At 72.7% G+C, this 26,135-nt stretch carries 16 protein-coding genes and 1 pseudogene; 4 read left to right on the top strand and 13 right to left on the bottom strand.

Annotated elements, in window-relative coordinates; all coding sequences use genetic code 11:
* Nucleotides 1–36: 36 nt before the first annotated feature.
* A complete protein-coding gene (locus IT293_08570; protein MCC6764702.1) occupies nt 37–1,869 on the top strand; it encodes a PQQ-dependent sugar dehydrogenase in 1,833 nt (610 codons plus the stop codon).
* A gap of 358 nt (nt 1,870–2,227) precedes the next feature.
* On the opposite strand, the gene ftsH is transcribed toward IT293_08570, so the two are convergent.
* The 6 genes from ftsH to metH form a co-directional block, all read right to left on the bottom strand.
* Nucleotides 2,228–4,183 carry an ATP-dependent zinc metalloprotease FtsH gene (gene ftsH, locus IT293_08575; GenBank protein ID MCC6764703.1) on the bottom strand — a complete coding sequence of 652 codons (1,956 nt, stop codon included), beginning with the start codon at nt 4,181–4,183 and terminating at the stop codon, nt 2,228–2,230.
* Nucleotides 4,184–4,256: 73 nt separating this feature from the next.
* Complete coding sequence (locus IT293_08580) at nt 4,257–4,940, bottom strand: nitroreductase family protein (GenBank protein ID MCC6764704.1); 684 nt, start codon at nt 4,938–4,940, stop codon at nt 4,257–4,259.
* Nucleotides 4,941–5,016: 76 nt separating this feature from the next.
* Entirely contained in the window at nt 5,017–5,910 is an 894-nt protein-coding gene (locus IT293_08585; protein MCC6764705.1) for a DUF2889 domain-containing protein, read from the bottom strand.
* On the bottom strand, nt 5,907–7,298 hold the full coding sequence (locus tag IT293_08590) for an FAD-binding protein (protein ID MCC6764706.1): 1,392 nt from the start codon (nt 7,296–7,298) through the stop codon (nt 5,907–5,909). The genes IT293_08585 and IT293_08590 overlap by 4 nt, the downstream gene beginning before the upstream one ends.
* Complete coding sequence (locus IT293_08595; protein ID MCC6764707.1) at nt 7,295–7,669, bottom strand: cytochrome c5 family protein; 375 nt, start codon at nt 7,667–7,669, stop codon at nt 7,295–7,297. Before IT293_08595 ends, IT293_08590 begins: the two co-directional genes overlap by 4 nt.
* Nucleotides 7,662–11,189: a methionine synthase gene (metH, locus tag IT293_08600; protein ID MCC6764708.1), complete on the bottom strand. Its 3,528-nt coding sequence runs from the start codon at nt 11,187–11,189 to the stop codon at nt 7,662–7,664. The genes IT293_08595 and metH overlap by 8 nt, the downstream gene beginning before the upstream one ends.
* A gap of 195 nt (nt 11,190–11,384) precedes the next feature.
* Between metH and IT293_08605 the strand changes: the two are divergent.
* Nucleotides 11,385–12,635: pseudogene (locus IT293_08605) on the top strand (hypothetical protein).
* Nucleotides 12,636–13,675: 1,040 nt separating this feature from the next.
* On the opposite strand, the gene IT293_08610 reads toward IT293_08605, so the two are convergent.
* From IT293_08610 to IT293_08630, 5 genes are read right to left on the bottom strand one after another with little or no spacing between them, the layout of a single operon-like run.
* A complete protein-coding gene (locus IT293_08610; protein ID MCC6764709.1) occupies nt 13,676–15,502 on the bottom strand; it encodes a polysaccharide deacetylase family protein in 1,827 nt (608 codons plus the stop codon).
* An 8-nt stretch (nt 15,503–15,510) separates the two neighbouring features.
* Complete coding sequence (locus IT293_08615) at nt 15,511–15,711, bottom strand: hypothetical protein (GenBank protein MCC6764710.1); 201 nt, start codon at nt 15,709–15,711, stop codon at nt 15,511–15,513.
* A gap of 17 nt (nt 15,712–15,728) precedes the next feature.
* Nucleotides 15,729–17,036 (bottom strand): glycosyltransferase family 2 protein, encoded by a 1,308-nt coding sequence (locus IT293_08620; protein ID MCC6764711.1) that lies wholly within the window; start codon nt 17,034–17,036, stop codon nt 15,729–15,731.
* 17 nt (nt 17,037–17,053) lie between these two features.
* Nucleotides 17,054–19,207, bottom strand: a complete 2,154-nt coding sequence (locus IT293_08625) for a tetratricopeptide repeat protein (protein ID MCC6764712.1) — start codon at nt 19,205–19,207, stop codon at nt 17,054–17,056.
* Between the two features lie 21 nt (nt 19,208–19,228).
* Complete coding sequence (locus IT293_08630) at nt 19,229–20,899, bottom strand: response regulator (GenBank protein MCC6764713.1); 1,671 nt, start codon at nt 20,897–20,899, stop codon at nt 19,229–19,231.
* 146 nt (nt 20,900–21,045) lie between these two features.
* Between IT293_08630 and IT293_08635 the strand changes: the two genes are divergently transcribed.
* Nucleotides 21,046–21,603 (top strand): alpha/beta hydrolase, encoded by a 558-nt coding sequence (locus IT293_08635; protein MCC6764714.1) that lies wholly within the window; start codon nt 21,046–21,048, stop codon nt 21,601–21,603.
* 2 nt (nt 21,604–21,605) lie between these two features.
* On the opposite strand, the gene IT293_08640 is transcribed toward IT293_08635, so the two are convergent.
* On the bottom strand, nt 21,606–22,700 hold the full coding sequence (locus IT293_08640) for a PAS domain S-box protein (GenBank protein ID MCC6764715.1): 1,095 nt from the start codon (nt 22,698–22,700) through the stop codon (nt 21,606–21,608).
* Between the two features lie 51 nt (nt 22,701–22,751).
* Nucleotides 22,752–23,780, bottom strand: coding sequence for a PIG-L family deacetylase (locus IT293_08645; GenBank protein MCC6764716.1), 1,029 nt, complete (start codon nt 23,778–23,780; stop codon nt 22,752–22,754).
* A 113-nt stretch (nt 23,781–23,893) separates the two neighbouring features.
* Between IT293_08645 and IT293_08650 the strand changes: the two genes are divergently transcribed.
* On the top strand, nt 23,894–26,134 hold the full coding sequence (locus IT293_08650) for a molybdopterin-dependent oxidoreductase (GenBank protein ID MCC6764717.1): 2,241 nt from the start codon (nt 23,894–23,896) through the stop codon (nt 26,132–26,134).
* Nucleotide 26,135: the final 1 nt, after the last annotated feature.

A 26,135-nucleotide genomic window follows, 5' to 3' on the forward strand; every position in this document is an offset into this window, starting at 1 on the left:
CTCCAGCCGCTAGACCTTCCGGCGGGAGGATCGTTCATGCCGTGCCGTCTCCGTTCCCTCGCCCTGGGCATTGCCGCGCTCGCCGCGTCGACCGTCATCGCCGCCGACCATCCGATCGGCGGCGACTACCTGCTGTTGAAGGATCCTCCCGGCAAGCCGGAGAAGCGCTCGGTCAACTTCAAGGCGCTGAAGGATCTCGCGATCGACCCCGGCCAGGCGGGCGACCCGCGGACGCTCGGCGCGACGATCGAGCTCAGCGGAGCGGGCGGCGGCGGCGCGACGGGACCGATCGCGCTCGCGCCGGGCTTCTGGAAGGGCCTCGGCAATCCTCCCGGCAGCAAGGGGTACAAGTACTTCGACAAGGCGCGCGCGACGGGCGTCAAGCAGGTGCTCTTCAAGCCCGGCAGCAAGGGCGGGCAGCTGCAAGTGACCGGCGGCGGCGCGGCCTGGCCGTACGCCGTCACGCAGATGCAGAGCGCGGTCGCGGTGCGGTTCCAGATCGGCGGCGAGACCTATTGCGGCAACTTCACCTCCTTCACCAAGAACGAGGCGGGGCGCGTGCAGGCGAAGAACGCCGTCGCGCCGGCGAACTGCACGCCGCCCGTCTGCGGCGACGGCCTCGCGGCGGGGACCGAGGAGTGCGACGATGGCGGCACGACACCCGGCGACGGGTGCTCGGCGAGCTGCCAGCTCGAGGACACGTCGGCGCTCTGCGCCGGCGTACCGGCCACCGGAGGCACCGCCATTCACTCCGTGCGCGTCGCCTCCGGACTCCAGGCGCCGGTCTTCGTGACCGCCCCGCCGCTCGACCCGAACCGCATCTTCGTGCTCGAGCAGGCCGGCCGCATCCGCGTCATCAAGAACGGCGTGCTCCTGCCGACGCCGTTCCTCGACATCGACGCGATCGCCAACGGCGGTCCCGGCAGCGAGCAGGGCCTCCTCGGGCTCGCGTTCCATCCGAACTACGAGCAGAATGGCCGCTTCTTCGTGAGCTACACGCGCAGCGGCGGCGGCGCCGCCGGCCACAGCGAGGTCGCCGAGTACACGGTGAGCGGCAATCCCGACATCGCGAACGCGTCGGGCACCGTGATCGTGACCGGCGCCGACGATCCGTTCGGGAACCACAACGGCGGCATGATCGCGTTCGGACCGGACGGCTTCCTCTATTACGGAATGGGCGACAGCGGCGCGGGCGACGATCCGAACGACGCCGCGCAGGACGACGCCAGCTTCTTCGGCAAGATGTACCGCATCGACGTCGACGACCCGCCGGCGAACCCGCTCGACGACGTCTTCTCCAAGGGCCTGCGCAACCCGTGGCGCTTCAGTTTCGATCGCTTGAACGGCGACCTCTACATCGGCGACGTCGGTCAGAACGAATTCGAGGAGATCGACTACCAGGCGGCGCCGCTCGCGGCCGGTATCAACTGGGGCTGGGACTTCATCGAGGGCCGCCACTGCCACGCCGAAACCGGCGACCCGGCCTGCCCGCCGGGACCCGCTGGCATGACGGAGCCGGTGTTGGAGTACTGCCACAGCCTCGGCAACGACCCAGGAGTCTGCGGCAATCACGCCCTCGGCAACTCGGTGACGGGCGGCTACGTGTACCGCGGCTGCGCCATGTCGGGCATGCAGGGCGTGTACTTCTACGGAGACTTCAGCGGCTTCATCAACACCTTCCAGGGTGTGAGCGGGGGCGACGCGCAGAACGTCCAGAGCCGCACGAGCGATCTCGATCCCGCGACGGGCGGCTTCTCGATCGGCGGCGTCTCGTCGTTCGGCGAGGACGCGCGCGGCGAGATCTACATCGTCGACTACGGCTCGGGCAGCTTCGACGGAGAAGTCTTCAAGATCGTCCCCGGTCCGTAGCGTCGACGACGCGGTGATCCGCGGGGCGTGGACGGAGGGGCCCGCCGCCGCTCGAAGCAATAAGAGATCTCGCCGCGGCGGGCCCCTCCGTCCACGCCCCGGGCAGCTGCGATCGCCCACGACCAGTGACCAGGCGACGCGCTCGCCGCCGTCACCGTGCGCCGCCCGAGCCGCCTCGGACTCCGGCTGAGAGTGACCGCATGCTCGGACCTGCGTGGCGACGCCTCTGTCATCGCGCAGTGTCGCCGCGAGGGCGGCGTGGGGCGCCGTCTCCCTGCGAGATCTCTTACTTCTTCGAGCCGGGAGGCGGCGCCCCACGCCGCCATGGCACCGGCGCCCCGTGCGAGATGATCAGCAGCTACGACGACGCCGCGCGTGGAGCGGTCACGGGCTCCGGCGTCGACTCGCGGGTGGCGTCGTCGAGGGCGGCGGCGAGCTCCTCGCCGTCGAGCGTCTCCTTCTCGCGCAGACGCACCGCCAGCCGCTCGAGACCCGCGCGGTGGCTCCGCAGGAGCTCGCCGGCGCGCTCGTGGGCGCGCCGGATGAAGCCTGTCACCTCGGCGTCGAGGAGCTCCGCGGTCGCTTCGCTGACCGGGATACCCCGTCCGCCGAAGGCGTCGTTCGGCATCAGATACCGGTTGCCGCCCGGCGCCAGGTAGCTCACCGGCCCGAGCCGCTCGCTCATACCGAGCTCGTAGACCATGTGGCGCGCGATCTGCGAGGCGCGCTCGATGTCGTTGTGCGCGCCGGTCGTGACCTGGCCGAAGATCAGCTCCTCCGCGGCGCGCCCGCCGAGCAGCACGGCGAGCCGGTCCTCGAGCTCGGGCTTGCTCTGCAGCACCCTGTCCTCGAGCGGGAGCTGCATGGTGAAGCCGAGCGCGCCCATGGAGCGCGGGATGATCGTGATCTTGTGAACCGGATCGGCGTGCGGCACGAGCGCGGCGACGAGCGCATGTCCCCCTTCGTGGTGCGCGACGACGTTCTTCTCCTCGGGTGAGAGCACGCGGCTCCGCCGCTCGATACCGGCCGTGAGGCGATCCGCGGCTTCCTCGAAATCCGCCAGCTCGACCTGCTGGTGGTCATGGCGCGCCGCGAGCAGCGCCGCCTCGTTCACGAGATTCGCCAGGTCGGCGCCGGAGAAGCCGGGGGTGCGCGCGGCGATGCGATCGAGCTCGAGCCCGGGCGCGTAGCGGATCTTCTTCAGGTGCACCTGGAGGATCTTCACGCGCCCCCGGACGTCGGGCAGCTCGACGACGATACGGCGGTCGAAGCGCCCCGCGCGCAGCAGCGCCGGATCCAGCACCTCGGGACGGTTGGTCGCGGCGAGCAGCACGACGCCCTTCGACGTGTCGAAGCCGTCCATCTCGACGAGCAGCTGGTTCAAGGTCTGCTCCTGCTCGTCGTGCCGGCCGAAGCCCGCCGGCCCGGCGCTCCGCGACTTCCCGACGGCGTCGAGCTCGTCGATGAAGATGATGCAGGGAGCCTTGGTCTTGGCCTGCTCGAAGAGGTCGCGGACGCGCGCCGCGCCGACGCCGACGAACATCTCGACGAACTCCGAGCCGCTGATCGAGAAGAACGGCACGCCGGCCTCGCCGGCGATGGCGCGCGCGAGCAGCGTCTTGCCGGTGCCCGGCGGACCGACCAGCAGCACGCCCTTCGGAATCTGGCCGCCGAGGCGCTGATAACGCTCCGGCGTCTTCAAGAACCGCACGACCTCGAGAAGCTCGCTCTTCGCCTCCTCGATGCCGGCCACGTCGTCGAAGCGGACCTTGATGTCCTGCTCGCTGTAGATGCGGGCGCGGTTCTTCCCGATCGTGAGCGCCTGGCCGATCCCGCCCTGCATCAAGCGGCGCGACGCGAAGCCCCAGATCAGCATCATGACGCCGATCGGCAGGATCCAGCCGAGCAGCACGTCGCGCCAGAAGGTGCTCTCGATGCGGCCGGCGAAGACGACGCCCTTCCGGATGAGCTCCTCGAGCAGCATCTTGTCGTCGACGCCGGGGATGCGGGTCACCTCGAAGAGGCGCTCGGGCTCCGCGCCGGTCCAGCGCGCGGCGAGGGGCTGGTTCTGCTTGATCGCCTTCTGCTCGTCCTCGGTGAGCGCGGCGCCGGGCTTCACGAGCAGCTGGATGCGGTCGACGCCGATCAGCGCCTCCTTGATCTGCCCCTGGTCGAGCAGCTCGTGGAAGCGGTTGTAGGTCTGGGCGACCGGCCGCGGCCGCAACAAGAGCCCCTGCAGGAGGAAGAGCACCGCCATCGCCATCGCGACGTAGGTGAACGAGAACTGCATCTGCTTCTTCGGGACCCGCGGCATGCGGGGTCGAGTGTGCGCACGCCGCGCGCCGGGCGCAAGGGGGCGGCGTACAGGGTCCGGGGACGCGCTCGGGTCAGCGCGAGCGCGCGGCCCCCCAACGGTCCCAATACGTCAAGGTCTCGACGGAAGCGCGCGCGACGGGGCCGAAGCGGCCTACCGGCCAGCCGATCGGCAGCAGGGCGACGGTCTCGATCTCGGCCGGGATGCCGAGCCGTTCCTTGATCGCATCCTCGTAGTGGAGGTGCAGCGTGGTGAGGGTCGCGCCGAGGCCGCACGCGCGGCACGCGAGGAGCACGTTCTGCACCGCGGGGAAGATCGATGCGTAGAGCGCGGCGGGGCTCGGCGGCCGGCTCTCGGGATCGGGCGACAATTCCATCCGCCGCGGCGCCATGCACACGAGCAGCAGCACGGGCGCCTCGTGGAGGTGCTCGGCGAGATGGCTCGCGGCCGCGACCATCTTCATGCGCGCCGCCGCCGCCTCGGTCATCGGCACCGCCGCCGTCGCGGCGGCCTGCATGCTGGCGACGAGGTAGCGGTCCCAGCCGCGCTTGTAGCGCTCCTGGATGAAACGCTTCGTCTCCGCGTCGCGGACCACCAGGAAGCGCCACGGCTGCACGTTGCCACCGCTCGGCGCCCGCACCCCCGCATCGAGCACCTTCCAGATCAACTCGTCCGGCACCGGATCCGCCTTCAACCGCCGCATCGACCGCAGCGAGTACATGATCTCGAACACACCCGGTTCTTGGTTCGCGCTCATCGGGAAACTCTTTCACGCTACGGCTGTACGTTGAGCAAGCGGTCGAGAAGGGCCGAGCAACGCAGCAGATCGGTCCTTATCGGCCGCTTGCGTCGAGCAGTTTCAACACGTCTCCGGTGAGGTCGAAGAGCTGCGCGCACCCGAGCGTGCCCCCGAGCAGCGCGCCGCTGCGCTTGCGCAGGAGCGCGTCCACCTTCTCCCCGACCATCGACCGCACCCGCGCCTGCGGCTCGTCGCAGAGGCCGAGATACGGCAAGCGCGAGGTCGTCGAGTCGGCGGCGACGATCGTGTCGGTCGCGAGGTCGATCTCGTAGTGGACGTCGAAGCCGTGCACGTCGTCGTGCATCGACGAGAAGAGATGCAGCCGCTCCCCCGTCCGGACCAGGCGCGCGAGCTTGCGGCGCACGAAGACGCGCTCGGCCCCGGCGGTCTGGCTGTAGAAGGCCGGCGGCAGTATCGGCACGACCCGGCGGCTGGCGAGGAGCTTCCCGCCCTCGTCGCTGTACGTGAAGCACGAGTCCGAGAGGTCGGCCCAGCCGCTCATGTCGAGTTGCCGGCACGCGGCCGCGTCGTCGGGCGCGATCGCCGCGGTGACCGCCGCCGGTACCTTCGCCACCTGGCGCGCAAGCCGCGCGACCTCGAAGACCGCGTCGGCGACGAGCGCGGCGCCGGCATGCTCGCCCAGCACGTCGCCGAGCCGCCGCCCGAGCCCGGCGATCATGCGCACGCCCGCGAGGCGCGGCACCGCCGCGCACACCGCGGGCGCGAGCTCGCCGGCGAGCACCCGCACCTCGGCGGCGCGGATCTCGTAGCCGGGCGCGAGGGTGCACGTGGCGCGCAGCTCGATCCCGCCCGCGTCGTCCTCCAACCGGACCGTGTGCGTGAAGCACTCGCCCGGAGCGTCGTCCGACCAACCGACCATGCGGCGCTCGTAGCGACCGCGCGCGTCGAGAACGGCCGGCGGGTTCATGCGCCGAACACCTCGCGGAGATAGCCGTTCAGCATGCGGCCGGCCGGGTCGACGCTCGCGCGCACGCGGCGGGCATCCTCGAACTTCGGATAGAGCGCCGCCAGGTCGGCGGCCTTCAAGGAGTGCATCTTCCCCCAGTGGGGCCGCCCGTCGTAGCGGCGGAGGATCGGCTCCACGAGGTCGAAGAAGAACCGGTGGTCGTCCTTGTAGTAGGCGTGCACCGCGATCGAGCCCGAGAGCCGGCCGTAGAACGGCGAGAGCCAGGCGTCGTCGGCCGCGATGACCCGCGCCTCGACCGGAAAGAACACGTCCGGACAGTGCGCCTCGATCGCGGCCACGACCTCGCGGAGCGCCAGCACCTGCACCTCGAACGGCACGTGGTACTCCATCTCGTTGAAGCGGATCGGCCGCTCGTTGGAGAGGAGCTTCCATCCCTCGTCGACGGCCTCCGTCGGGTGGATGCCGGCGGCGAGCACCTTCTGGGCGATCCCGCGCCGGACGGACGGTAGCCACGACGTCCAGTCGCGCAGGCGCTTCAGCTCCATGAGGATGCCGGCGTCCTCGTCGCGCCCGCGCGGCCGCACCGCCTCGGTCACCTCGTCGACGGTGATGGTGGCGGCGATGCCGGTGAACGGGACCGCGAAGAACTCGACGTTGCGGTGCTTGGCGACGAGGGCAGGCCACTCCTCGAGCACGTCGGCGAGCGGGCGCGGCTCGACCCGCTTCTTCACGCGCGTGAGCGCCGCGTTCTGCAGCGTCACCTGGGTCAACACGCCGAAGGCCCCGAGTCCGACGCGCGCGGCCTGGAAGAGCTCGGGGTTGCGGGTGGCGTCGCAGTCGACGAGCCCGCCGGCCGGCGTCGCGATCCGGAACGCGACCGCGTCGCCGTGCAGCGCCTTGTAGGCGCGTCCCGTGCCGTGCGTCGCGGTCGAGAGCGCGCCGGCGAGCGACTGCTTGTTGACGTCGGGGAGATTCGGCATCTCCTGCCCCAGCGCCGCGAGCGCCGACCCGAGATCGCCGAGACGCGTGCCGGCGCGCACCGTCGCCCGCAGACGTTGCGCGTCGTGCGCGACCACCCCGGTGAGCCCGTCGAGCGTGACGAGCGTCCCCTCGGTCGGCACGAGCGGCGTGAACGAGTGCCCCGCGCCGACCGGGCGAATCGGCGTCGGCGCCCTGCGGAGAAGCTCGGCGACGGCTTCCTCGCTCGCCGGCGCGGACCGTTCGGCGGGATACGAGTGCAGGTGTCCCGACCAGTTGCGCCAGACGAGGTGTCCGGCCGCGTCCTGGACGGGCGGGCTCGGCGGCTCCGCCTCGCCGGCGCACCCCTGCAACGCGAGGCCCGCGCCCGCCGCGACGGCGCCCTTCAAGACGGTGCGGCGGGCGATCATGCCTGCTCGCGGCCGGCGAGGAACCGGATGAGGGCCTCGTAGTCCGCGGGCGTGCACGCGAAGCACTGACCGCCCGCCGGCATGCCGTTCAGGCCGCCGACCGTGCTCTGCACGAGCGCGGGCAGCCCCTTCGCCCAGCGCGCCTCCCACGCCGCGCGGTCGCCCGCGAGCGGCGCGCCGGTGTCCGCCACCGTGTGGCAGGCCTTGCACGACTGCGCGTAGAGCCCCGCGAGCCGCCCGTCCTTCGGCGCGAGCGTCTGCGCGCGCGCGAGCGCGTCGCCGCTCAGGTCCGCCAACGGCGCGCCTCCCGACTGACACCCCGCGACGACGCACGCGAGCGCCGTCGCCAGCACCGTTCGCCCCTCACGCACCGACGGCGCCCTCCCCCGCGCGCACCGCGCGCTCCAGTTGCTCCGCGTCCTGCTCGGTCAGACCGAAGTAGCGCGCCTCGGGATGGTGGAACACGAGCGCCGTCACCGACCCCTCGGGCTCCATCATGAAGCCGTCGGTGAGGTGGACGCCGATCGACTTCTCGACGTCGAGGAGGCGGAAGAGCGGCTCCTGGTCTTCCAGCCGCGGACACGCCGGATAGCCGAACGACACCCGCACGCCGCGATAGTGCGCCTTGAAGAGCTCCTGCTTGGTGATCCCGGCGGGATCGGTGAAGCCCCACATCTCGCGGATCTTCTGGTGTAGCAGCTCGGCAAACGCCTCGGCGCCCTCGAGCGCGAGCACCTGGAGGATGTGCGACTTCAGGTAATCGCCGGCGGCCTTCCACGCGTCGGCGAGCGCGCGGACGCCGGGGCCGATGGTCGTCGCGAGCATGGCGACGTAGTCGACGCGGCCGGAGTCGCGCGCCGCCGTGAAGTCGGCGAGACAGAGCCCGCCGTCCTTCGCCTGCCGGCCGAACGCGAAGCGCTCCTTCACGTGATCGCCCTCCGGACAGGTGACCACGAGGCTCTCGCCGTCGCCGTAGGCGCGGAAGAACTTGTAGACCGCGCTCGCGCGGATGTCGTCGCGCCGGAGCATCTCGTCCTCGACCCGCTCCACCTGGGCGCGCAGCTCGCGCGCCTTCGGATCGCCCGCCGCGAGCGCGTCGGCGAACCTGCCCTTGAACCCGAGGTGGCGCGTGTAGAGCATCACCGGGTTGATGTACGGGAAGATCGCGTCGAGGTCGTAGTCCTCGAGCACGTGCAGCTTCAAGTCCGGCGGCTGCGGGATCGGAAAATCATGCCGCAGCTTCGCCTTCGCGAACGTCCGGCCGGGTTCGATCGGCGCCGCGGCGGCGCCGCCGCCCCCGACGAGCGCCGCCGCCTCCTTCGCGAGCCGGGCCGAGAGATCGGCGCGCTTCCCCTCGTCCTGTAGCTGGTTCGCGAGGTCGAGGCCGTTCATCGCGTCCTTGGCGTACACCACGAGCCCCTCGTACTCGGGCGCGATCCGCGTGCGGGTGAACTTGTTGGTGAGCGCCGCGCCGCCGACGAGGATCGGGCAGGCGACGCCGGCGGTCTTCAGGTCTTGCGCGGTCACGACCATCATCTGCGCCGACTTGACCAGGAGGCCCGAGAGGCCGATCGCGTCCGGCGCGTGCGCCCGGTAGGCGCGCACCAGCTCCTCGGGCGGCACCTTGATGCCGAGGTTCACGACCCGGTAGCCGTTGTTCCCGAGGATGATCTCGACGAGGTTCTTGCCGATGTCGTGGACGTCGCCCTTCACGGTCGCGAGCACGATCGTGCCCTTCGTCGACGACTCGCTCTTCTCCATGTGCGGCTCGAGGTGCGCGACCGCGGCCTTCATGGCTTCCGCCGACTGCAGCACCTCGGCGACGATGAGCTCGTTCCGGTTGAAGAGCCGGCCGACCTCGTCCATGCCCGCCATGAGCGGGCCGTTGATGATCGCGAGGGGCTTGCGCTCGCGGAGCGCTTCGTCGAGGTCCGCGTAGAGCCCCTCCTTCGAGCCGACCAGGATGTAGCGCGCCAGGCGCTCGTCGAGCGGCAGCGCCTTCCAGTCCTCGACCGACTGCTTGCTCTTGCGGTCCCGGAAGTGGGCCGCGAAGGCGGCGATCGGATCCTCGCCGCGCGCCCAGATGAGGTCCTCGGCGAGCCTGCGCTCCTCCTCGGGAATCTCGGCGTAGCGTTCGAGCTTCTCCGAGTTGACGATCGCCATGTCGAGGCCCGCCTGCACGCAGTGGTACAGGAACACGGAGTTCAGGACCTCGCGGCCCGCGGCCGGGAGCCCGAACGAGACGTTGGAGACCCCGAGGATCGTCTTGCAGCGCGGCAGCTTCTGCTTGATGAGCCGGATGCCCTCGATCGTCTCGACTCCCGAGCCGACGTAGTTCTGATCTCCGGTGCCGACCGGGAAGACGAGCGCGTCGAAGATGATGTCCTCGGGCTCGACCCCGTAGGTCTTCGTCAGGATCTCGTGCGAGCGTTCGGCGATCGCGAGCTTGCGCACGCGCGTGACGGCTTGCGCTTGCGCCTTGTCCTCGTCGATGCAGCCGACGACGAGCGCGGCGCCGAACGTGCGTGCGAGCGGCACGACCTTCTGGAAGCGCTCCTCGCCGTCTTCGAGGTTGATGGAGTTGATGAGCGACTTCCCCTGCGTGCGCTTGAGCGACTCGTGCAGGACGTTGGCGTCGGTCGAGTCGAGCATGATGGGCACCTTGACCTTCTTCACCACCATCTCGAGGAACCGCGTCATGTCTTCGACCTCGGGGCGGTCGGGGTCCTGGAGACACACGTCGAGCACGTGGGCGCCGCGCCGCACCTGGGCGCGGCCGATCTCGCTCGCCTCCTCGATCCTGCCGGCCGCGATCAACTCCTTGAACTTCCGGCTGCCGAGCACGTTGGTGCGCTCGCCGACGATCACCGGCCGCGTGTCGTCGTCGATGACCAGCGTCTCGATGCCGGAGACGACCGAACGGCGGACGCCGGACAGCGCGCGCGGCGCCTTCCCGGCGGCGCCTTCCGCGAGGCGCCGGATGTGCTCGGGCACCGTGCCGCAGCAGCCGCCGACGAGGTTCACCCAGCCCTGCGCGACGAAGCGGCCGACCTTCTCGGCCACCATCGCGGGCGTCTCGTTGTACTTGCCGTTCTCGTCGGGGAGCCCGGCGTTCGGCACGCACGCGACCGGGAAGCGGGAGATCGCCGCGAGCGTGCGGAGGTGGTCGGTCATGAAATCCGGGCCGGTCGCGCAGTTGAGACCGATCCACAGGAGGTCGCGGTGCGCCAGCGAGACGTAGAACGACTCGATGTCCTGGCCCGCGAGCAGCGTGCCCATGACCTCGATGCTGCACGAGACCGCGATCGGCAGCTCCGTGCCGAGCTCGGCCTGGGCGCGGTCGACGCCGATCAGACCCGCCTTCAGGTTGAGCGTGTCCTGGGTCGTCTCGAGGAGGAGGCAGTCGACGCCACCCGCGATCAGCCCGAGCGCCTGCCGCCGGTAGTGCTCGGCGAGCTCGTCCCACGTGACCCCGCCGGTGACCGCAATGGTCTTGGTGGTCGGGCCCATCGAGCCGGCGACGAAGCGTGGCTTCTCGGGGGTGGAGTACGCGTCCGCGGCCGCGCGCGCGATCCCCGCCGCCGCCACGTTGATCTCGTGCGTCTTGTCTTGCAGGCCGTACTCGGCGAGCACGAGCGGCGTCGAGCCGAACGTGTCGGTCTCCAGGATGTCGGCGCCGGCGGCGAGGAAGCGCTCGTGGACGCCCCGGATCACGTCGGGGCGCGTGAGGACGAGGTTCTCGTTGCAGCCTTCGAGGTCGGGGCCGCCAAAATCCCCGGGACCGAGGTCGAGGGCCTGGATGGACGTGCCCATCGCCCCGTCGAGCACGAGGATCCGCTCGGCGAGCAGGCGCTTCAAGAGTGCTGTGCGGGTCGACCGGTCGTTGCTCATGCGTGCGGACACCTCATGGTGGACCCCATCTTTTAAGGGGCACCCCGCGGCGGTTCAACCGTCCTCCCTCCCGCCGCGACGCACCTTTTCGTTTGACCCTGGCCGCATGCCGACGGTAGCGTTTCCCGTCGGGAGTCGGAGGTGGCGGTGGTGTCGAGGAAAAGCGGTTCGATGCGGAGCCCGTGCGGGCCCGTGATGCGTCCGCACGGCGGCGGATGGGCGGTGGCCCTGGGGGCGACGGCGCTCGGGCTCCTGCTCGCCGGGATCGTGCTCGCGGCCCCGGGCGACCTCGACCGGAGCTTCGGCGACGGCGGCGTGGTCACGACGGCGGTCGGCGGCGTGCCGAACGCCGGCTACGCGCTGGTCGTCCGTCCCGACGGCGCCATCGTGGTCGCCGGCACGACCGGCACCGACGTCGACCCGAATGACCTCGACGTCGCCCTGGTGCGCTACACGAGCGTCGGCGCTCTCGACCCGAGCTTCGGCGCCGGCGGCATCGTCCGCACGTTCGGTCCGTTCGAGGACACCCTCCGCGCGCTCGCGCTCGGCCCCGACGACACGCTGGTCGCCGCCGGCACGGTGACCGACGGCGCGAGCGCCGAGCAGCAGATCGCTCTCTACCGCTATCGCGCCGACGGGACGCTCGACCCGGGCTTCGGCACCGGCGGCCGCGTCGCCACGACCGTGAGCCCCGGCGCCGACCACGCCGAGGCGGTCGCGGTCCAGCCCGACGGCCGCATCGTCGCGGCCGGCGCCACCGAGGGGCGCGGCGATTTCGCGGTCGCGCGCTACGAGGCGGACGGCGATCTCGACCCGACCTTCGGCCGCGGAGGCACCGTCGCGACCGACATCGCCGGCGGGAGCGACGTGGCCTACGCGGTCCTCGTCGCGCCCGACGGCGCGATCGTCGTCGCCGGCACGGCGCAGCTCGGAAACGGCGGCGCGAACGCGTTCGCGCTCGTCCGCTACGACGCCGACGGCGATCTCGACGAGGATTTCGGCGATGGCGGCATCGTCGTCACGAGCTTCGGCCCGTTCGACGAGGCCCGCGCGCTCGTCCGCGACCCCGACGGAAAGCTCGTCGCCGCGGGGTCGTCCTTCACGGGTGAGTCCTTCGAGGTCGCGCTCGCGCGCTACACGGCCGACGGCGCGCTCGATCCGGCGTTCGGCGACGGCGGGCGCGTGACGACGCCGATCGGCGCCGGCCGGGCGCTCGCGCGCCAGGCGGACGGCGCCTACGTCGTCGCCGGCGAGGGCACGCGCGACGGCATCCCCGCGGTGGCGCTCGCCCGCTACGGCGCGGACGGAGCGCTCGACGCCGGCTTCGGCGACGGCGGCGTGGTGACCACCGCCGGCGGACGCGCCGCCGCCGTCGCCGTGCAGGCCGACGGCAATCTCCTCGTCGCCGGCACCACCGTACTCGACGACTTCGTCGTCGCGCGCTACGAGGTCGGAACGGTCCGCCGCTGCGCCGACGCGAACCGCGACGGGGCGATCAGCGTCACCGACGGCGTGCTCGTGTTGCGCGCCGCCGCCGGGTTGCCGAGCGAGTGCGTGACGCTCGTCTGCGACCTCGACGGCAGCGGCGCCGTGTCGGTGAGCGACGGGGTCAACACGCTGCGGGCCGCCGCCGAGCTCGCGGCCACCATCGCCTGCCCGGTGCCCGCCGTCGACCTCGTGCGCGGCGTCGCCGGTCCGGACGGCGTCGCCGCCGCCCTCGCCGTCGAGAAGCCGCCCGTCCCCGCGAGCGGCGCCGCGCACCTCGTCACCAACCTCGCCGGCAACACCACCGCCGACACCGGCGCCACGGCGAGCGTCACCGCGTTCCTCGCGCCCGACACCGTCGCCGCCGCGGCGGCCGGTGAGGCCGTGCTCGTGATCGCGACCCGGGTCGCCGGCGAGTCCTGGACCGGCTACTGGCAGGTCCCGCTCGCCACCGACGCGACCGAGGCGACCGTGCGGGTCCAGTATCCGTCGAGCTTCGCGGCCGAGACGTTCGACCTGCTCTTCGCCGTCCGTCGGGGCGGCGTCCTCGGCGCATACGCGAGCCTCACGCAGCACACGCGGGTGATCGGCACGCCGACGCGCACCGCGACCCCGCGCGCGACTGCGACGCTGCAGCCGCCGACGCCGACCAACACCGGCTCACCCGTGAAGACCGCGACGCCGACGCGCACCGCGACCGAGACCCCGTCACGGACGCCGACCCCGACGCGCACGCGCACCGTCACGCCCACCCGCTCCCCGACCCCGACCCGGACCGCGACCACGACGCCCACCCGCACCGCGACGCCGACAGCAACCCGCACCGCCACGCCGTCCCGGACCCCGACGCCCACGCCAACGCGCACGGCGACCGCGACCCGGACCCCGACGGCCACCCCGACGCGCACGGCGACCCCGACGCGCACCCGCACGCCGACGCCGACCCCGACGAGCTAGGGAATCTCGGGAAGCGCGGCGCTTTCGGTCGTGCGGCGGACGCGTCAGCCGCGGACGAGGCGGACGAGCCGGCGTTCGCCGGCCGCGAGGTCGCGGAACACGAGCCGCAGGCGGCCGTCGGCGCCTCCGAGCGACGCCACCGCGGGGGGCGCGCCCCGCACCGCTTCGACCGACCAGGCCGCGCTCACGTCCGCGAGGTAGACCACGACGGCGAGCTCGGAGGCGGCGGCGCCGCTCGCGAGCTCGACCGTGACCGCACCCTCACCCGCCGCGACGACGCGCGTCGCCGCCCGCGAACGCACCCGCCACCATGCCGCCACCTCGCCGACCGTCGCCAGCCACACGCCCGGGAGGTTGCGGAGACCCGTCAGGTGCCGGACCCCGCCGCGAATCGCCGGCGCGTTCCAGAATTGCGTGTGGAAATCGAAGAAGTAGAAGCCGCCGAATCGCCGCACCTGCTGGAGGTCGCTCCGCATGGCGGTCCAGGCGCCGGCGACGTCCGCACCGTCGCGCCGCACCACGTACTCGAAGTCGTCGTGGGGAATGCGCGGGAGCACGACGACCGCCTTGCCGCCGCTCTCGAGCATCCACGGCTCGGCGCGGTCCTTGTCTCGCCAGCCGACGACCCAGTGGTAGCCCGTGGCGGCGAGCGCGGCGAGGGTATCGCCGTTCGTCTGCTCCTCCGGCGGGCGGAGGCCGATCACGGTGCGGCCCGTGCGCTCCCTCAGGATCTCCCGGCTCTCGACGAGCTGGGCGCGCTGCTGGTCCTCGTCCTGCTCGCTCAGCGGCCGGTGGTCGTGGGTGTGCGAGGCGATCTCGCTCGCCGCGGCGAGCGCCCGCAACGTGTCGGGGTGGTCGCCCGCGACCTTGCTGAGGACGAAGCTCGTGAAGGGCACGTTCGACGCCGCGAGGCGCGCGGCGATCGGCGTGCCCGCGGCGAACTCGTGCTCGGCGTCGAGGCCGATGGCCGCCGCGGCGCGCGCGCCCCGCGGCCACGTCTCCAGGTCGCCGAGCGGACGCCCGCCGGCCCAGGCGAGCGCATTCGCGACCAGACGATCGACACGCGCCGTCCCGGCGCCGCCGCCGACCACCGCCTCCGGCTCGAAGTTGAGCCACACCACCCGTCCCCGGCCGCGGACGGCCCGCGCCACGGCCGTCTGCGGCGGCCCCGCGCCTGCGTCGCGCGCGAGCATCGACCAGTCCACGAACTCCCCGACGGCCGTGTCGCTCGTGAGCGGCAGAGGCCGGTCGTACGGCTGGATCTCGACCCGCGCGCCGGCCGGGATCCCCGCCGTGACGCTCGTTTGCCCGTGCAGGGCGAGGTAGCGAGGCGCGGCGCCACCGTCGGCGTCGGCGAGCACGCGCGCTCCGACGAGCGCGCCGAGCGGCGCGTAGCCGCGCCAGGCGCCGTCGGCGCCGTACACGCCGTACGTCCAGGTCGCGACGAGGCCGGCGCCGCGCTCGACCGCCGCGGCGAGCCGCGCCACGGTGTCGTCGTGGAGCGCCGCGGCCGACGGCGCCACGACGACCGCCGCGGGAGCGAGCGCGGTCGCGAGCGCGGTCTCGTCGACCACGCGCACGCGCCCGCCCGCGGTCTCGATCCGGCGGCGCCAGGCCTCGATGCGGCGGTCGTACGCCTCGGGATCGGCGCCCGACACGCTCGCGAAGTGGCGCGCGGTCGCTTCGGCGCGCAGCAGCAGCACCGCCGCCCCCCCGCCCGCGTCGTCGGCCGTCGACAGCGTGGGCGGCGGCAGCGCCGCGACGACGTTCTCCTCGTCGCGTCCGTGCGTGATCAGCACGAACACCAGCAGCGCCGCGCTCACCACGGCGACCGTGACGGCGACCGCGAACAATGCGCGCAGGAACCGCATGCGCCGGCTCAGCTCCGCGGGAAGGCCGCCGAGCTCGGGGTCTCGGGAAGGACGAGACGCACGAAGAACACCTTGCGCGCCGGCTCCTGCATCGCGTGCGGGTGCCGCTTCTCACGGGCGCGGAAGGCCAGATACGAGAGCACTCCGAGCACGAGCGTCGACAGCGTCGCGATCAGCACGATGGTTGCGAGAATCGGTACGAGGTCCATGGCGTCTTTCTCTCCGACTAGGTCGACAAGCGTCCGAGACGCTCGAGCTTTCCCCACCCCATGCGCACCCCGGCGATCTCCTCGAAGGTGGCCAGCACTTTGCAAATGTCGATCAGGAGGATGTAGCTCATGCGGTACACGAGCGAGCACGGCACGAGCCGCAGATCCTCCTTCTCCGCGGCCGCGCTGAAGAGCGCGCCGATCGCGTCGAGCAGCGTCAGCTGCATCCACCAGAGCGCCAGGAGGCGCGTGGTCCCGTAGCGGACCGCGACCAGCAGGAAGAACGCGTTGGCGAAGACGTTCATCGCCGGCCACAGGATCGCCTCGAACATCATGTAGGCGATCGTCACGCGCGTTCCGAGACGCGGCCCCGATGCGCCGAGCAGGCCGACGTGCTTGCGCAGCGCCTGCAGGATGCCGCGCGTCCAGCGGTAGCGCTGCTTGAGGAGCGGCATGAGCCGCTCGGGCGCTTCGGTGTAGGCGATGGCGCGCGGCTCGTACTTGATCTTCCAGCCTTCCCCCAGGAGCTGGAGCGTCAGGTCGCAATCCTCGGCGAAAGTGGCGGTCGAGTATCCCCCGGCCGCCAGCACGGCGTCGCGGCGGAAGATCCCGAGCGGCCCGGGCACGATGTTGACCGTCCGGAAGAACGCCTGCGCGCTTCGCATCAGGTTCAGGCCTTCGACGTACTCGAGCGCCTGCAGCCACGTGAGCAGGTTGCGGCGGTTCACCACCTTCACGTTGCCCGCCACCGCGACGACGTGGGGATCGGCGAAGTGCCGCATGCCGGCGCGCAGGCTCATCGGCGCCACGTGCGAGTCGCCGTCGACGCACATGACGAAGCCGCCGCGCGCCTCGCGGAGACCGCGGTTCAACGCCGCCGCCTTGCCGCCGTTCGGCTGCGAGAAGACCCGCACCTCGACCCGGCGCGTCCGTTGCGCCTCGTCGAGCGCGCGCCCGTACGTGTCGTCGGTCGAGCCGTCGTCCACGACGACGATCTCGAGATTCGGGTAGTCGAGCGCCGCCAGGGAGCGGATCGAGCTCTCGATGCAGACCGACTCGTTGAAGGCCGGCACCAGCACCGAGACCAGCGGCGCCGCGGGATCCATCTCCGGGTCGCTCAGGCTCTCGAGGTGGCCGAGGAACGCGAACCACAGCATGGCGAAGTAGCGGATGATCAGGAGGACGAGGAAGCAGAGCAGCGCCGTCACGGACAAGTTCACGATCGCGTTGTCGATCGCGTAGTCCTCGCGCAGTACGGAGACGTAGAGCGCGATGGCGCCGATCAACACGCCGACGCACGCCGCCACGAAGAGCAGCGGGAACATCCCGGAGCGCTGCCGGCTCATGACGCTCCGAAGCGGTACCGGACCGCGATCGTGCCGCTGTGGGCGACGTAGCCGCCGCCGTTGCCGCCGCCGACGCTGCCGACGCGGCCCGTCTCTCCGTAGCGATAGCCAAACTCGGCGGTCAGGCCGCCGACCTCGGCGAGCGCGAGGCCGGCGCCGAAGCTGCGCTCGAGCGAGCCCTGTCCCTCCTCCTGTCCGTAGCCGACGCGCGCGTCGACCTGCAGCGCCACCTTGGGGGCGATCTCCTGGCGGACGATCGCGCTCAACCCCTGGGTCAGATAGCGCGCCGGATCCCAGTAGAGGTCGCTACGGTCCGCGTAGTCGAGGTACCCGGCGTCGAGTTTCACCGTGACCCCCGGCTTCCGCAACACGCGCCGCGCGAGCGACGCCTGCAGCGCGACGAGGCGGTTGCCGTCGCTGTACCCGGCGACGCTGCCGGTGCCCGCGAGCTCGAGGCGCCCCGGCAGCACGTGCCGTCCTTGCACCCGCAGCCGATCGCCGTTCAGAATGCGGCGGTCGGCCGACGCGACGGTGAGCACCTCGTCGATGAGGTCGTAGTGGTCGTAGGCGACGGCGACCTGGCTCTCCGGCCCGAGGACGCGCGTCAGCTCGACGGTCGCGCCGTGGCTCGTCCGCTCCTCGTCGTAGACCGTCGGCGCCCAGACCGCCGTGAGCCGCCAGCGGTCGTCGAGGTCGCGCAGCAGGCTGAAGCGGCCGCGATCGGCGCGCAGGCTCGCGCCGTGCTGCTCGTAGTCGGTGTGGACGATCGCGACGGCGACCTCGGTCGCGAGGTCGTGGCGCTGCCGCGCCTCGACCGTCACGCGCCGCTGCCGAAAGCCGTCGGAGTCCTGCACAGCCGTGAAGGTCGGGAGCCCCTCGGCGACGCCGCTCTCCGCGGCGAGAGCCTGCTCCGCCGCCCGCGCGTCCGCATCGTCGCCGCCGAGCCGCGTCGCCGCCCGGTAGTGGCGCGCCGCCGCCGCGCGCGCCCCCCCCCAGCGATACACGTCGCCGAGCATGCGCTCGGCGCGCGCCGGCGCCGTACCGCGCGCCGCCGCGATCTCCCGGGCGCTCTCGTCGAGCTGGCCGTCCCAGGCGAGGACGCTCGCGCGCTCGAGGCGGAGATCGAGGTCGGCGGGCGCCGCGGCGACGAGCGCGTCGTACACAGCGAGCGCCCGTCCGTAGCGCCCCTCCCAGGAGAGCGTGCGCGCGAGCTGCCGCCGCGTCGTCGCGTCGTCCGGGCGGCGGCGGAGCTGCTCGTCGTAGAGCGCGACCGCCTCGGCGAAATCGCCCCGCTCGGCGAGCGCCGCCGCGAGCCCCGTCCGGGCGTCGGCGTCGTCCGGGCTCGCCGCCAGCCTGGCGCGCGCGGCGGCGACGCGCTCCGCGCTCCGCGTCCGGCGCTCGGCGCGCAGCGTCGCCTCGCGGCTCCGGAAGCGGCGGTCGCGCGGCCAACGCCGCCGCGCGCTCGCGAGCAGCGTGTCGGCGAGCGTGAACTGCTCGGCGGCGGCCGCCGCGTCGACCGCGAGCGCCCAGCGCCCGGCGTCGTCGGGATGCGCGCGCCGCTCCGCGTCGGCGGCGAGCGCGCGATGCGAGGGCGACGCGAGGAGGGCCGCGAGCGCCCGCTCGGCCTCGGCGCGCTGCGGATCGGCCGCGAGCGCGGCGCGGAGCGCCGTCTCCGCGTCTCCGAGGCGGCCGCTCCATTGCAGCGCGAGACCGAGCCCGAGAAGCGCGCCGGCGTCGCCCGCGTCGGCGGCGACGAGCGCCTCGTACTCCGCGATCGCCGGCGCGAGCTCGCCGCGCCAGGCGCGGACGTCGGCGCGCGCCTTGTGGAGAGCTCGGCGATCGGTGTCGGTCCCGCCACCCGCGAGCAACCGGCCGTACTCGGCCTCCGCACCGGCGAGGTCGTTCGTCTCCGTCAGCAGGTGCGCGAGCTCGACGCGCACCGCGCGGTCGTCGGAGTGGACCGCGAGCCACGCGCGGTAGAGCGCGACCGCGTCCGGCAGGCGGCGCGCCAGGTAGCACGCGCTCGCGCGCGCCAGCGTCGTCTGGCGGTCGCGGAGCGGCGGCCTCGGATCGCAGGGCGCGCTCGCGACCGCGGGATCACGCCACGAGACGAGCGCCAGGACGATCCACGTCCCGGCCAGACAGCGCATCGATGCTCGCACGGGACGCTGCTAGGCGACGGCCTGCTTCGCCGCCCCCTCCTCCCGCCCGAGCGCGCGCGCCAGACTCTCCAGCAGCTCGTCGATCGTCCCGCCGTCGCTCGGATAGGCAGCGGTCGCGGCGCGGAAGCCCGCCAGCACCTGCCCGGCGCCGCGCCCGCGCTCGGCGAGCCAGCCCTGCAGGCGCTCCGCGAGCGCCGTCACGTCGTCGCCGCCGGCGCCGAGCGCCACGACCGCGATCTCGGTCGGATGCAGCCAGCAGAGGATCTCCTGTCCCGCCAGCGCTTCCGGAAAGTCGTGCGGGGCGAGCGCGACCGGCCCGCCGGCGACCATCTCGCCGCTCGGCTCGAACCCGAAGCGGGCGACGAGCAGCGCGCAGCGCTCGGTCGCCTTCAACGCGGCGGCGACGCAGTCGCGCAGGAAGAGCGCGAAGGGGTCGCGCAGGCGGAGTCCGCCGCCGGCGGTCGTCACGAGCCCGGTCACCTCGTCCTCGGCGCTCGCCATCTCCACCGCGACGTGGCGACGCAGCTCCTCGAGCTCGTCGTACACATGCGGCGCCGCTGCGGGGTCGACGGTCACGAGGCCGGTGCCGAAGGCGACGCGGAACGGCCGACCCTCCGCCGGCGGCGTCACCCCGTGCATGCGTTCGAGCTTCAGCACGCCGGTCTGCCGGCCGCTCGCCTCGGAACCGAGGACGATCGTGCCGAACGAGGAGCGCTTCAAGTAGGCGTTGGCGAGCTCCTCCTGCGGCGTGACGGGGTCGTCGGAGAGGACGAGCGTCGTCGCGCCGGTGCGCTCGAGCCCGTCGACGAGATCCGTCATGAGCGGCGCCGACAGCACCAACCGCGGCGCCGAGCAGAGAATGGTCAGGATCGAGTTGATGACGATGCGCGACGCCTGACACTCGGCGGCGTAGCTCGCGATCTCGGCGGCGAGCGCCACGACGTCGTTGCGCGTCTCGAGCGCGTACTCGAAGCGCTCGGCGAGCCCCACCACCACGAGCTTTCCGGAGCGCACATGCGGCCGGAGATCGAGCCCGACGCTGCTGCCGACGTAGAGCACGGTGTCGACGCGGTCGGTCGTGACGAGCACCGCCCCCTCCCCGCGCTCGAGCGCGCGGTGCAGGAACTGGACGGCGAAGACGCCCTTGACTCCGCCCCCGGCGCCCTGCCCGAGATAGACGCGGCCGCGGCAGAGGCCTCCGACCTGTTCGTCGAGCGGCGCGATGCCCGTCGTCTCGAAGTCGAGGGGCCGCGGCCCTTCGGTGCTCTGCGCCGCCTGTTGCTCGATCACCCGGACCCGGCGGAGCTCGGCGTAGCGGCGCAGCGTGCCGCTCACCGTCGCGAGGAGCTGCTTGGCGGTGAACGGCTTCACGAGATAGTGCTCGACGCCGAGCCGATTGCCGCGCTCGAGGCTCGTCGCGTCGCCGAGCGCCGACAGGAAGATGACCGGCACGGCGAGGAGCCGCGGGTCCTCACGCAGGCGCTCCAGCAGGCGGTAGCCGTCGACCTCGGGCATCATGATGTCCGAAACGACCAGATCCGGGACGAAGGTCTGCAGCCGTTCGAGCGCGCTCACGCCGGAATCGGCGGCCGTCACCTGATAGCCCTCGCGCTCGAGAATACGCGACGCGAGGAGTCTCACCTCATCGGAGTCGTCGACGACGAGAATGTGGGGACGCATGCACGCTCCTCTCCGGCGTCTGTATCGGCACTCGCCGTCGCACCCTTGAGAAACAGGCGACCCGAAATGGCGCACACGCGATTCGCCATGCGACGTCGCACGCGCTCGCTTGACAGTCGCGGAGCGGCAAGGACGAATGCCCGCCCATGATCGTGGTCGTGTACGGCTATGAAGGATCGGGCGAGGGGCACTGGCAGCGGTGGGCGGCGGCGGCGCTCGCGGCGGGCGGCGTCCGCGTCGCCTTTCCGGAGCTCTCGTCGCCCGCCGCGCCGCGGAAGGACGTGTGGGTCGCGGAGCTCGCCGCCGTCCTCGACGACGCGCGCCGGCGCCGCGACCCCGTGACGTTCCTCTGCCACTCGCTCGGGTGCTGGGCGCTCGACCACCTCCTGACCGAGCACGGCACGGCGGGCGTCCACGCGGCGCTTCTCGTCGCCCCGCCCTCGCCCTTCCTCGCCTTCGAGCCCGTCGACACCTTTCTGCCGCCGCCGCGCCGCGCCGACGTGTGGGCGCCGCTCGCGTCCCGGACCCTCCTCGTCGGCAGCGACAACGACGACTACGCCGGCCCCGAGGAGTTCGCGGAGATCGCGCGCACGCTCGACATCGCGTTCCGCGCCATGCCCGGCGCCGGCCACATCAACGTCGCCGCCGGGTACGGACCGTGGCCGTTCGTGCTCGAATGGGTCGCCGAGGTGGGCGCGCGCTGACGCTAGAGCGGCAGCCGGGCGCGGACCACCGTGCCCGCGCCGACCGCGGAGGTCAGCTCCAGCGCGCCGCCGATCAGCTCGGCGCGCTCGCGCATACCGAGCAGTCCCATGCCGGTGGCGCGCGGGCTCGCCGCCTCGGCCCGGACGTCGAACCCCCGTCCGTCGTCGCACACCGTCAGCACCAGCATGCCGAGCTCGAGCGCGACGCGGACCTCCACGTGCCTCGGCGCCGCGTGCGCGATGGCGTTGCGCACCGCCTCCTGCGCGATGCGGAACGCCGCCGTCTCGACGTGCTCGGGAAGCCTCCGCTCGATCGTGCCCCGCACCGAGACCGCGCATCCCGAGCGCACCTCCTGACGCCGCGCGTGCGAGCGCAACGCGGCCTCCAGGCCGAGGTCGTCGAGCATGCTCGGCCGGAGAGCGAGTGAAGCGTCGGCGATCTGCCCGATCGTGTGGTCGAGGATCTCGAGCGAATCGACGAGGCGCGCGTCGCCGGCCATGACGGCGTGGCGCGCGCGCAGCGCCTCGAGATTCAGCTTCAGCGCTGCGAGCTGCTGGCCGATCTCGTCGTGCAGCTCGCGCGCGAGCGTGCGCCGCTCCTCCTCCTGCACGGTCAGCAGGCGCCGCGAGAGGGTCTCGAGCCGCGCCGAAGACTCCAGGATCGTCCGCTCCGAGAGCTTCGCGGCCGTGATGTCCTTCACGACCGACACGAAGTCGGTCGGGGCGCCGGCGGCGTCGCGCACGAGGGCGACGTGCAGCGCGGCCCAGACCGTCGTGCCGTCGGGTCGTACGTAGCGCTTCTCCATCGCGTAGGATCCGGCGGCGCCGGCCAGCAAGCGCTCGACGTGCGCCAGGTCCGCCTCGAGGTCGTCGGGATGGGTGATCTGCTGGAAGTCGCCCGCCAGCAGGCGCGCCCGGGGATACCCGACGATCTCGCAGAAGCGATCGTTCACCTCGAGGAAGCGCCCCTCCGGGGCGACGCGGGCGATGCCGACCGCGGCCTGCTCGAACACCGCCCGGTACCAGGCCTCGCCGTTCGCAGCTGCCCGCGGCGCGCGGCGCGCGCGGAGCCCTCGCGGCGTCCGGGCGGTGCCCATGGTGCCTACCGGATATCAGCCTTGCCGGCCCGAACAAATCCTCGGCCGGCCTCACCCCCGGCCGGGCGGAGTCGGCGCCGGATGCGACGCGCGCGACGGGAGCTCGGGGCCGCAGGCGGGCGTCCCGGGCTTCAGGCCGGCGAGCTGCTCCCGCTCGAGAACCGCGAACAGCTCGTTCGGCCGCGCGAACGACCGGAACAACGCCTCCATGACGGCCGCCTGCGTCCGATGCGTCTCGAGCGCGTCGAGCTTCGCGCGCACCTCGGCCTCGTCGAGGGGCAGCGAGAACCAGCGCCCGGGAGCGAAGAGCGCGGCCGGCTCCGGCAACGGCCCGGGCTGGTCGGGCGGTGGAGGCCAACCGCGCGCCGTGTGCACCAGATACGTCAGCAGGCGGTCGGGCGCCTTGTCCGCCCCGCCCGGCTCGCCGCTGAGCGCCTGCAGCGCCGCGAGCACGAAGGTGAAGCTCGCACAGTGGTCGGAGTGGTTGTCGAGCGGGGTCGGCAGCACGATCCAGTCCGGAGCGGAGCGCGCCACCATGCGCGCGATCAGGCGGATCAGATCGCGGCTCACGTAGCGTGCGCCCGCCTCGAACGCGTGCGGATACGGTGGAGTGTCCTCGCGGGTGTAGGGCGACTCGTAGGGCGGCTCGCGCTCGCCGCGTCGCCAGATCTCGGCGAGGCCGCCGTCGGGAAATCCGAGGAACGTGACCGACGGCGGCAGCACGCGGTAGCGCTCGAGCGCGACGAGCGCCTCGGCACGTCGCAGCTCGCCGAAGGCGCGATAGTCGCTCGCCGACGGTTCGCGATGACCCGTCGCCGCCTCGACCGCCTCGGGATAGCCGTCGCCGTTCGTCAGGAAGAGCACGTCGACGCGCCCGCCCGCGGCGACCACCTCCTGCATCAATCCCCCGGCTCCGAGCGACTCGTCGTCCGGATGCGGCGCCACCACCAGCACGCGGACGCGCGGCGGGACGACGAGCGTCTCGGCGGCGCGCGCCGCGGGCGCGGCGGAGAGCGCGAGCACGGCAACGAGCGCGGCAGCCGCCGTGCGGGGGTCAGGGGCGAACGGTGATCGCGCCACGGCGGGACCTCGTAGCATCGCGCCGCCGACCCGGCCACCGCCAACCGCGCACGGCGCGCCCTCCCGCCGCGTGCGCGTCTATGCTAGGCCGCCGGAACGAAGGGAGAGCCGTCATGCCGACCACGACGAGCCACGTGACCTGCCCGCTCTGCGAAGCGACCTGCGGCCTCAGCATCACGACGAACGGCCGCGCCATCGAGGACCTCCGCGGTGATCGCGACGACGTCTTCAGCGCCGGCTACCTCTGCCCGAAGGCCTACGCGCTGAAGGATCTCGAGGCCGATCCGGACCGTTTGCGTACGCCGCTCGTCCGCCACGACGGACGCCTCGTACCCGCCACCTGGGACGAGGCCTGGGCCGAGATCGAGCGCGGGCTCGGCACGGTGCTGCGTGACCACGGACGCGATGCCGTCGCCGTCTACGTCGGCAACCCGAACGCCCACCACCTCTCCGGGCTCTACGTGCCGGCGCTCATCAAAGCGATCGGCACCCGCAACGTCTTCTCCGCGAGCACGATCGACCAGATGCCGAAGCAGGTCTCCGCGGGCCTCATGTTCGGCGGCGCGCTCTCGATCCCCGTTCCCGACGTGGACCGCACCGACCATCTCCTGGTGCTCGGCGCCAACCCCCTCGCCTCGAACGGCAGCCTGATGACCGCGCCCGACATGAAGGGCCGCCTCCGGGCGCTGCGCGCGCGCGGCGGCACGCTCGTCGTGATCGATCCGCGCCGCAGCCTGACGGCGCTCGAAGCGGACGCGCATCATTACATCCGCCCCGGGACCGACGCCCACCTGCTCTTCGCGCTCGTCCACGTGCTCATCGCCGAGGACCGCGTCGCGCTCGGCCGGCTCGCGGAGCACACGGCCGGACTCGGCGACGTCGAGCGCCTCGCCCGTCCGTTCACTCCGGAGGCCGTCGCGAACATCACCGGGCTCGCGGCCGCCGTCATCCGGGGCATCGCGCGCGACCTCGCGGGGGCGCGCCGCGCCGCCGTCTACGGCCGCATCGGCACCTGCACGCAGGAGTTCGGCACGCTGGCGAGCTGGCTCGTCGACGTCCTGAACGTCCTCACCGGCAACCTCGACCGCGATGGCGGCGCCATGTTCCCGAAGGCGGCCGCCGGGGCCAAGAACGCGACCGGCACCCCGGGCGTCGGACGCGGCGTTCGTTTCGGACGCTTCGCGAGCCGCGTGCGCGGGCTGCCGGAGGTGTACGGCGAGCTCCCGGCGGCGACGCTCGCCGAGGAGATCGACACGCCCGGCGACGGACGGATTCGCGCCCTCGTCACGGTCGCCGGCAATCCCGTCCTCAGCACGCCGAACGCGGGCCGCCTGCGCGCCGCGCTCGCCACGCTCGACTTCCTGGTGAGCGTCGACATCTACCTGAACGAGACCACGCGGCACGCCCACGTCGTCCTGCCGGCTCCGTCCGCGCTCGAGCGCTCGCACTACGACGTCGCGCTCTACCAGCTCGCGGTGCGCAACGTCGCGAACTACTCGGCGCCCGTCTTCCCGGTCCCCGACGGCATGCTCGAGGAGTGGGAGATCCTGCTCAAGCTCGGCGCCATCGCGACCGGCATGGGCCACGGCGCCGACGTCGCCGCGCTCGACGACTTCCTGATCGGGCAGGTCGCGGCGCGCGAGGTCGCGACGCCGGGCTCCCCCGTCGAAGGACGCGATCCCGCCGAACTCATCACCGCGCTCGGTGCGCGCCGCGGGCCGGACCGCCTCCTCGACTTCCTCCTCCGGAGCGGCGCGTACGGCGACGCGTTCGGGCGTCGCGAGGGTGGCCTCGGCCTCGACGTGCTCGCGCGCCACCCGCACGGCATCGATCTCGGCCCCCTCCGACCGCGCGTCCCGGAAATCCTCCGCACCCCGAGCGGCAAGATCGAGCTGGCGCCACCCCCGCTCGTCGCCGACGTCGCGCGCCTCGCAGCCACCCTCGCGCGCGCGACCGCGCCGCTCGTGCTCGTCGGGCGGCGCACGCTCCGGTCCAACAACTCGTGGATGCACAACCTCGACGTGCTCGTGAAGGGCCGCCCGACCTGCACCCTGCACGTGCACCCCGACGACGCCCGCCGCTTCGGCCTCGTCGACGGCGGCGCGGCCCGCGTCCGCTCGCGCGTCGGCGCGCTCGAGATCCCGGTCGAGGTGACCGACGGCATCATGCCGGGCGTCGTCAGCATCCCGCACGGCTGGGGTCACGACGATCCGGCGAGCAGCCTTCGCGTCGCGGCGGCGCACGCCGGCGCCAACTCGAACCTGCTGGCGGACGACGCCGCCATCGACCCACTCTCGGGCAACGCCGTACTGAACGGCATCCCCGTCGAGGTGGAGCCGGCGCCGGCCGCCTAGA

The sequence above is a fragment of the Deltaproteobacteria bacterium genome, from assembly GCA_020848745.1.
Lineage (GTDB): Bacteria > Desulfobacterota > Binatia > UTPRO1 > UTPRO1 > UTPRO1.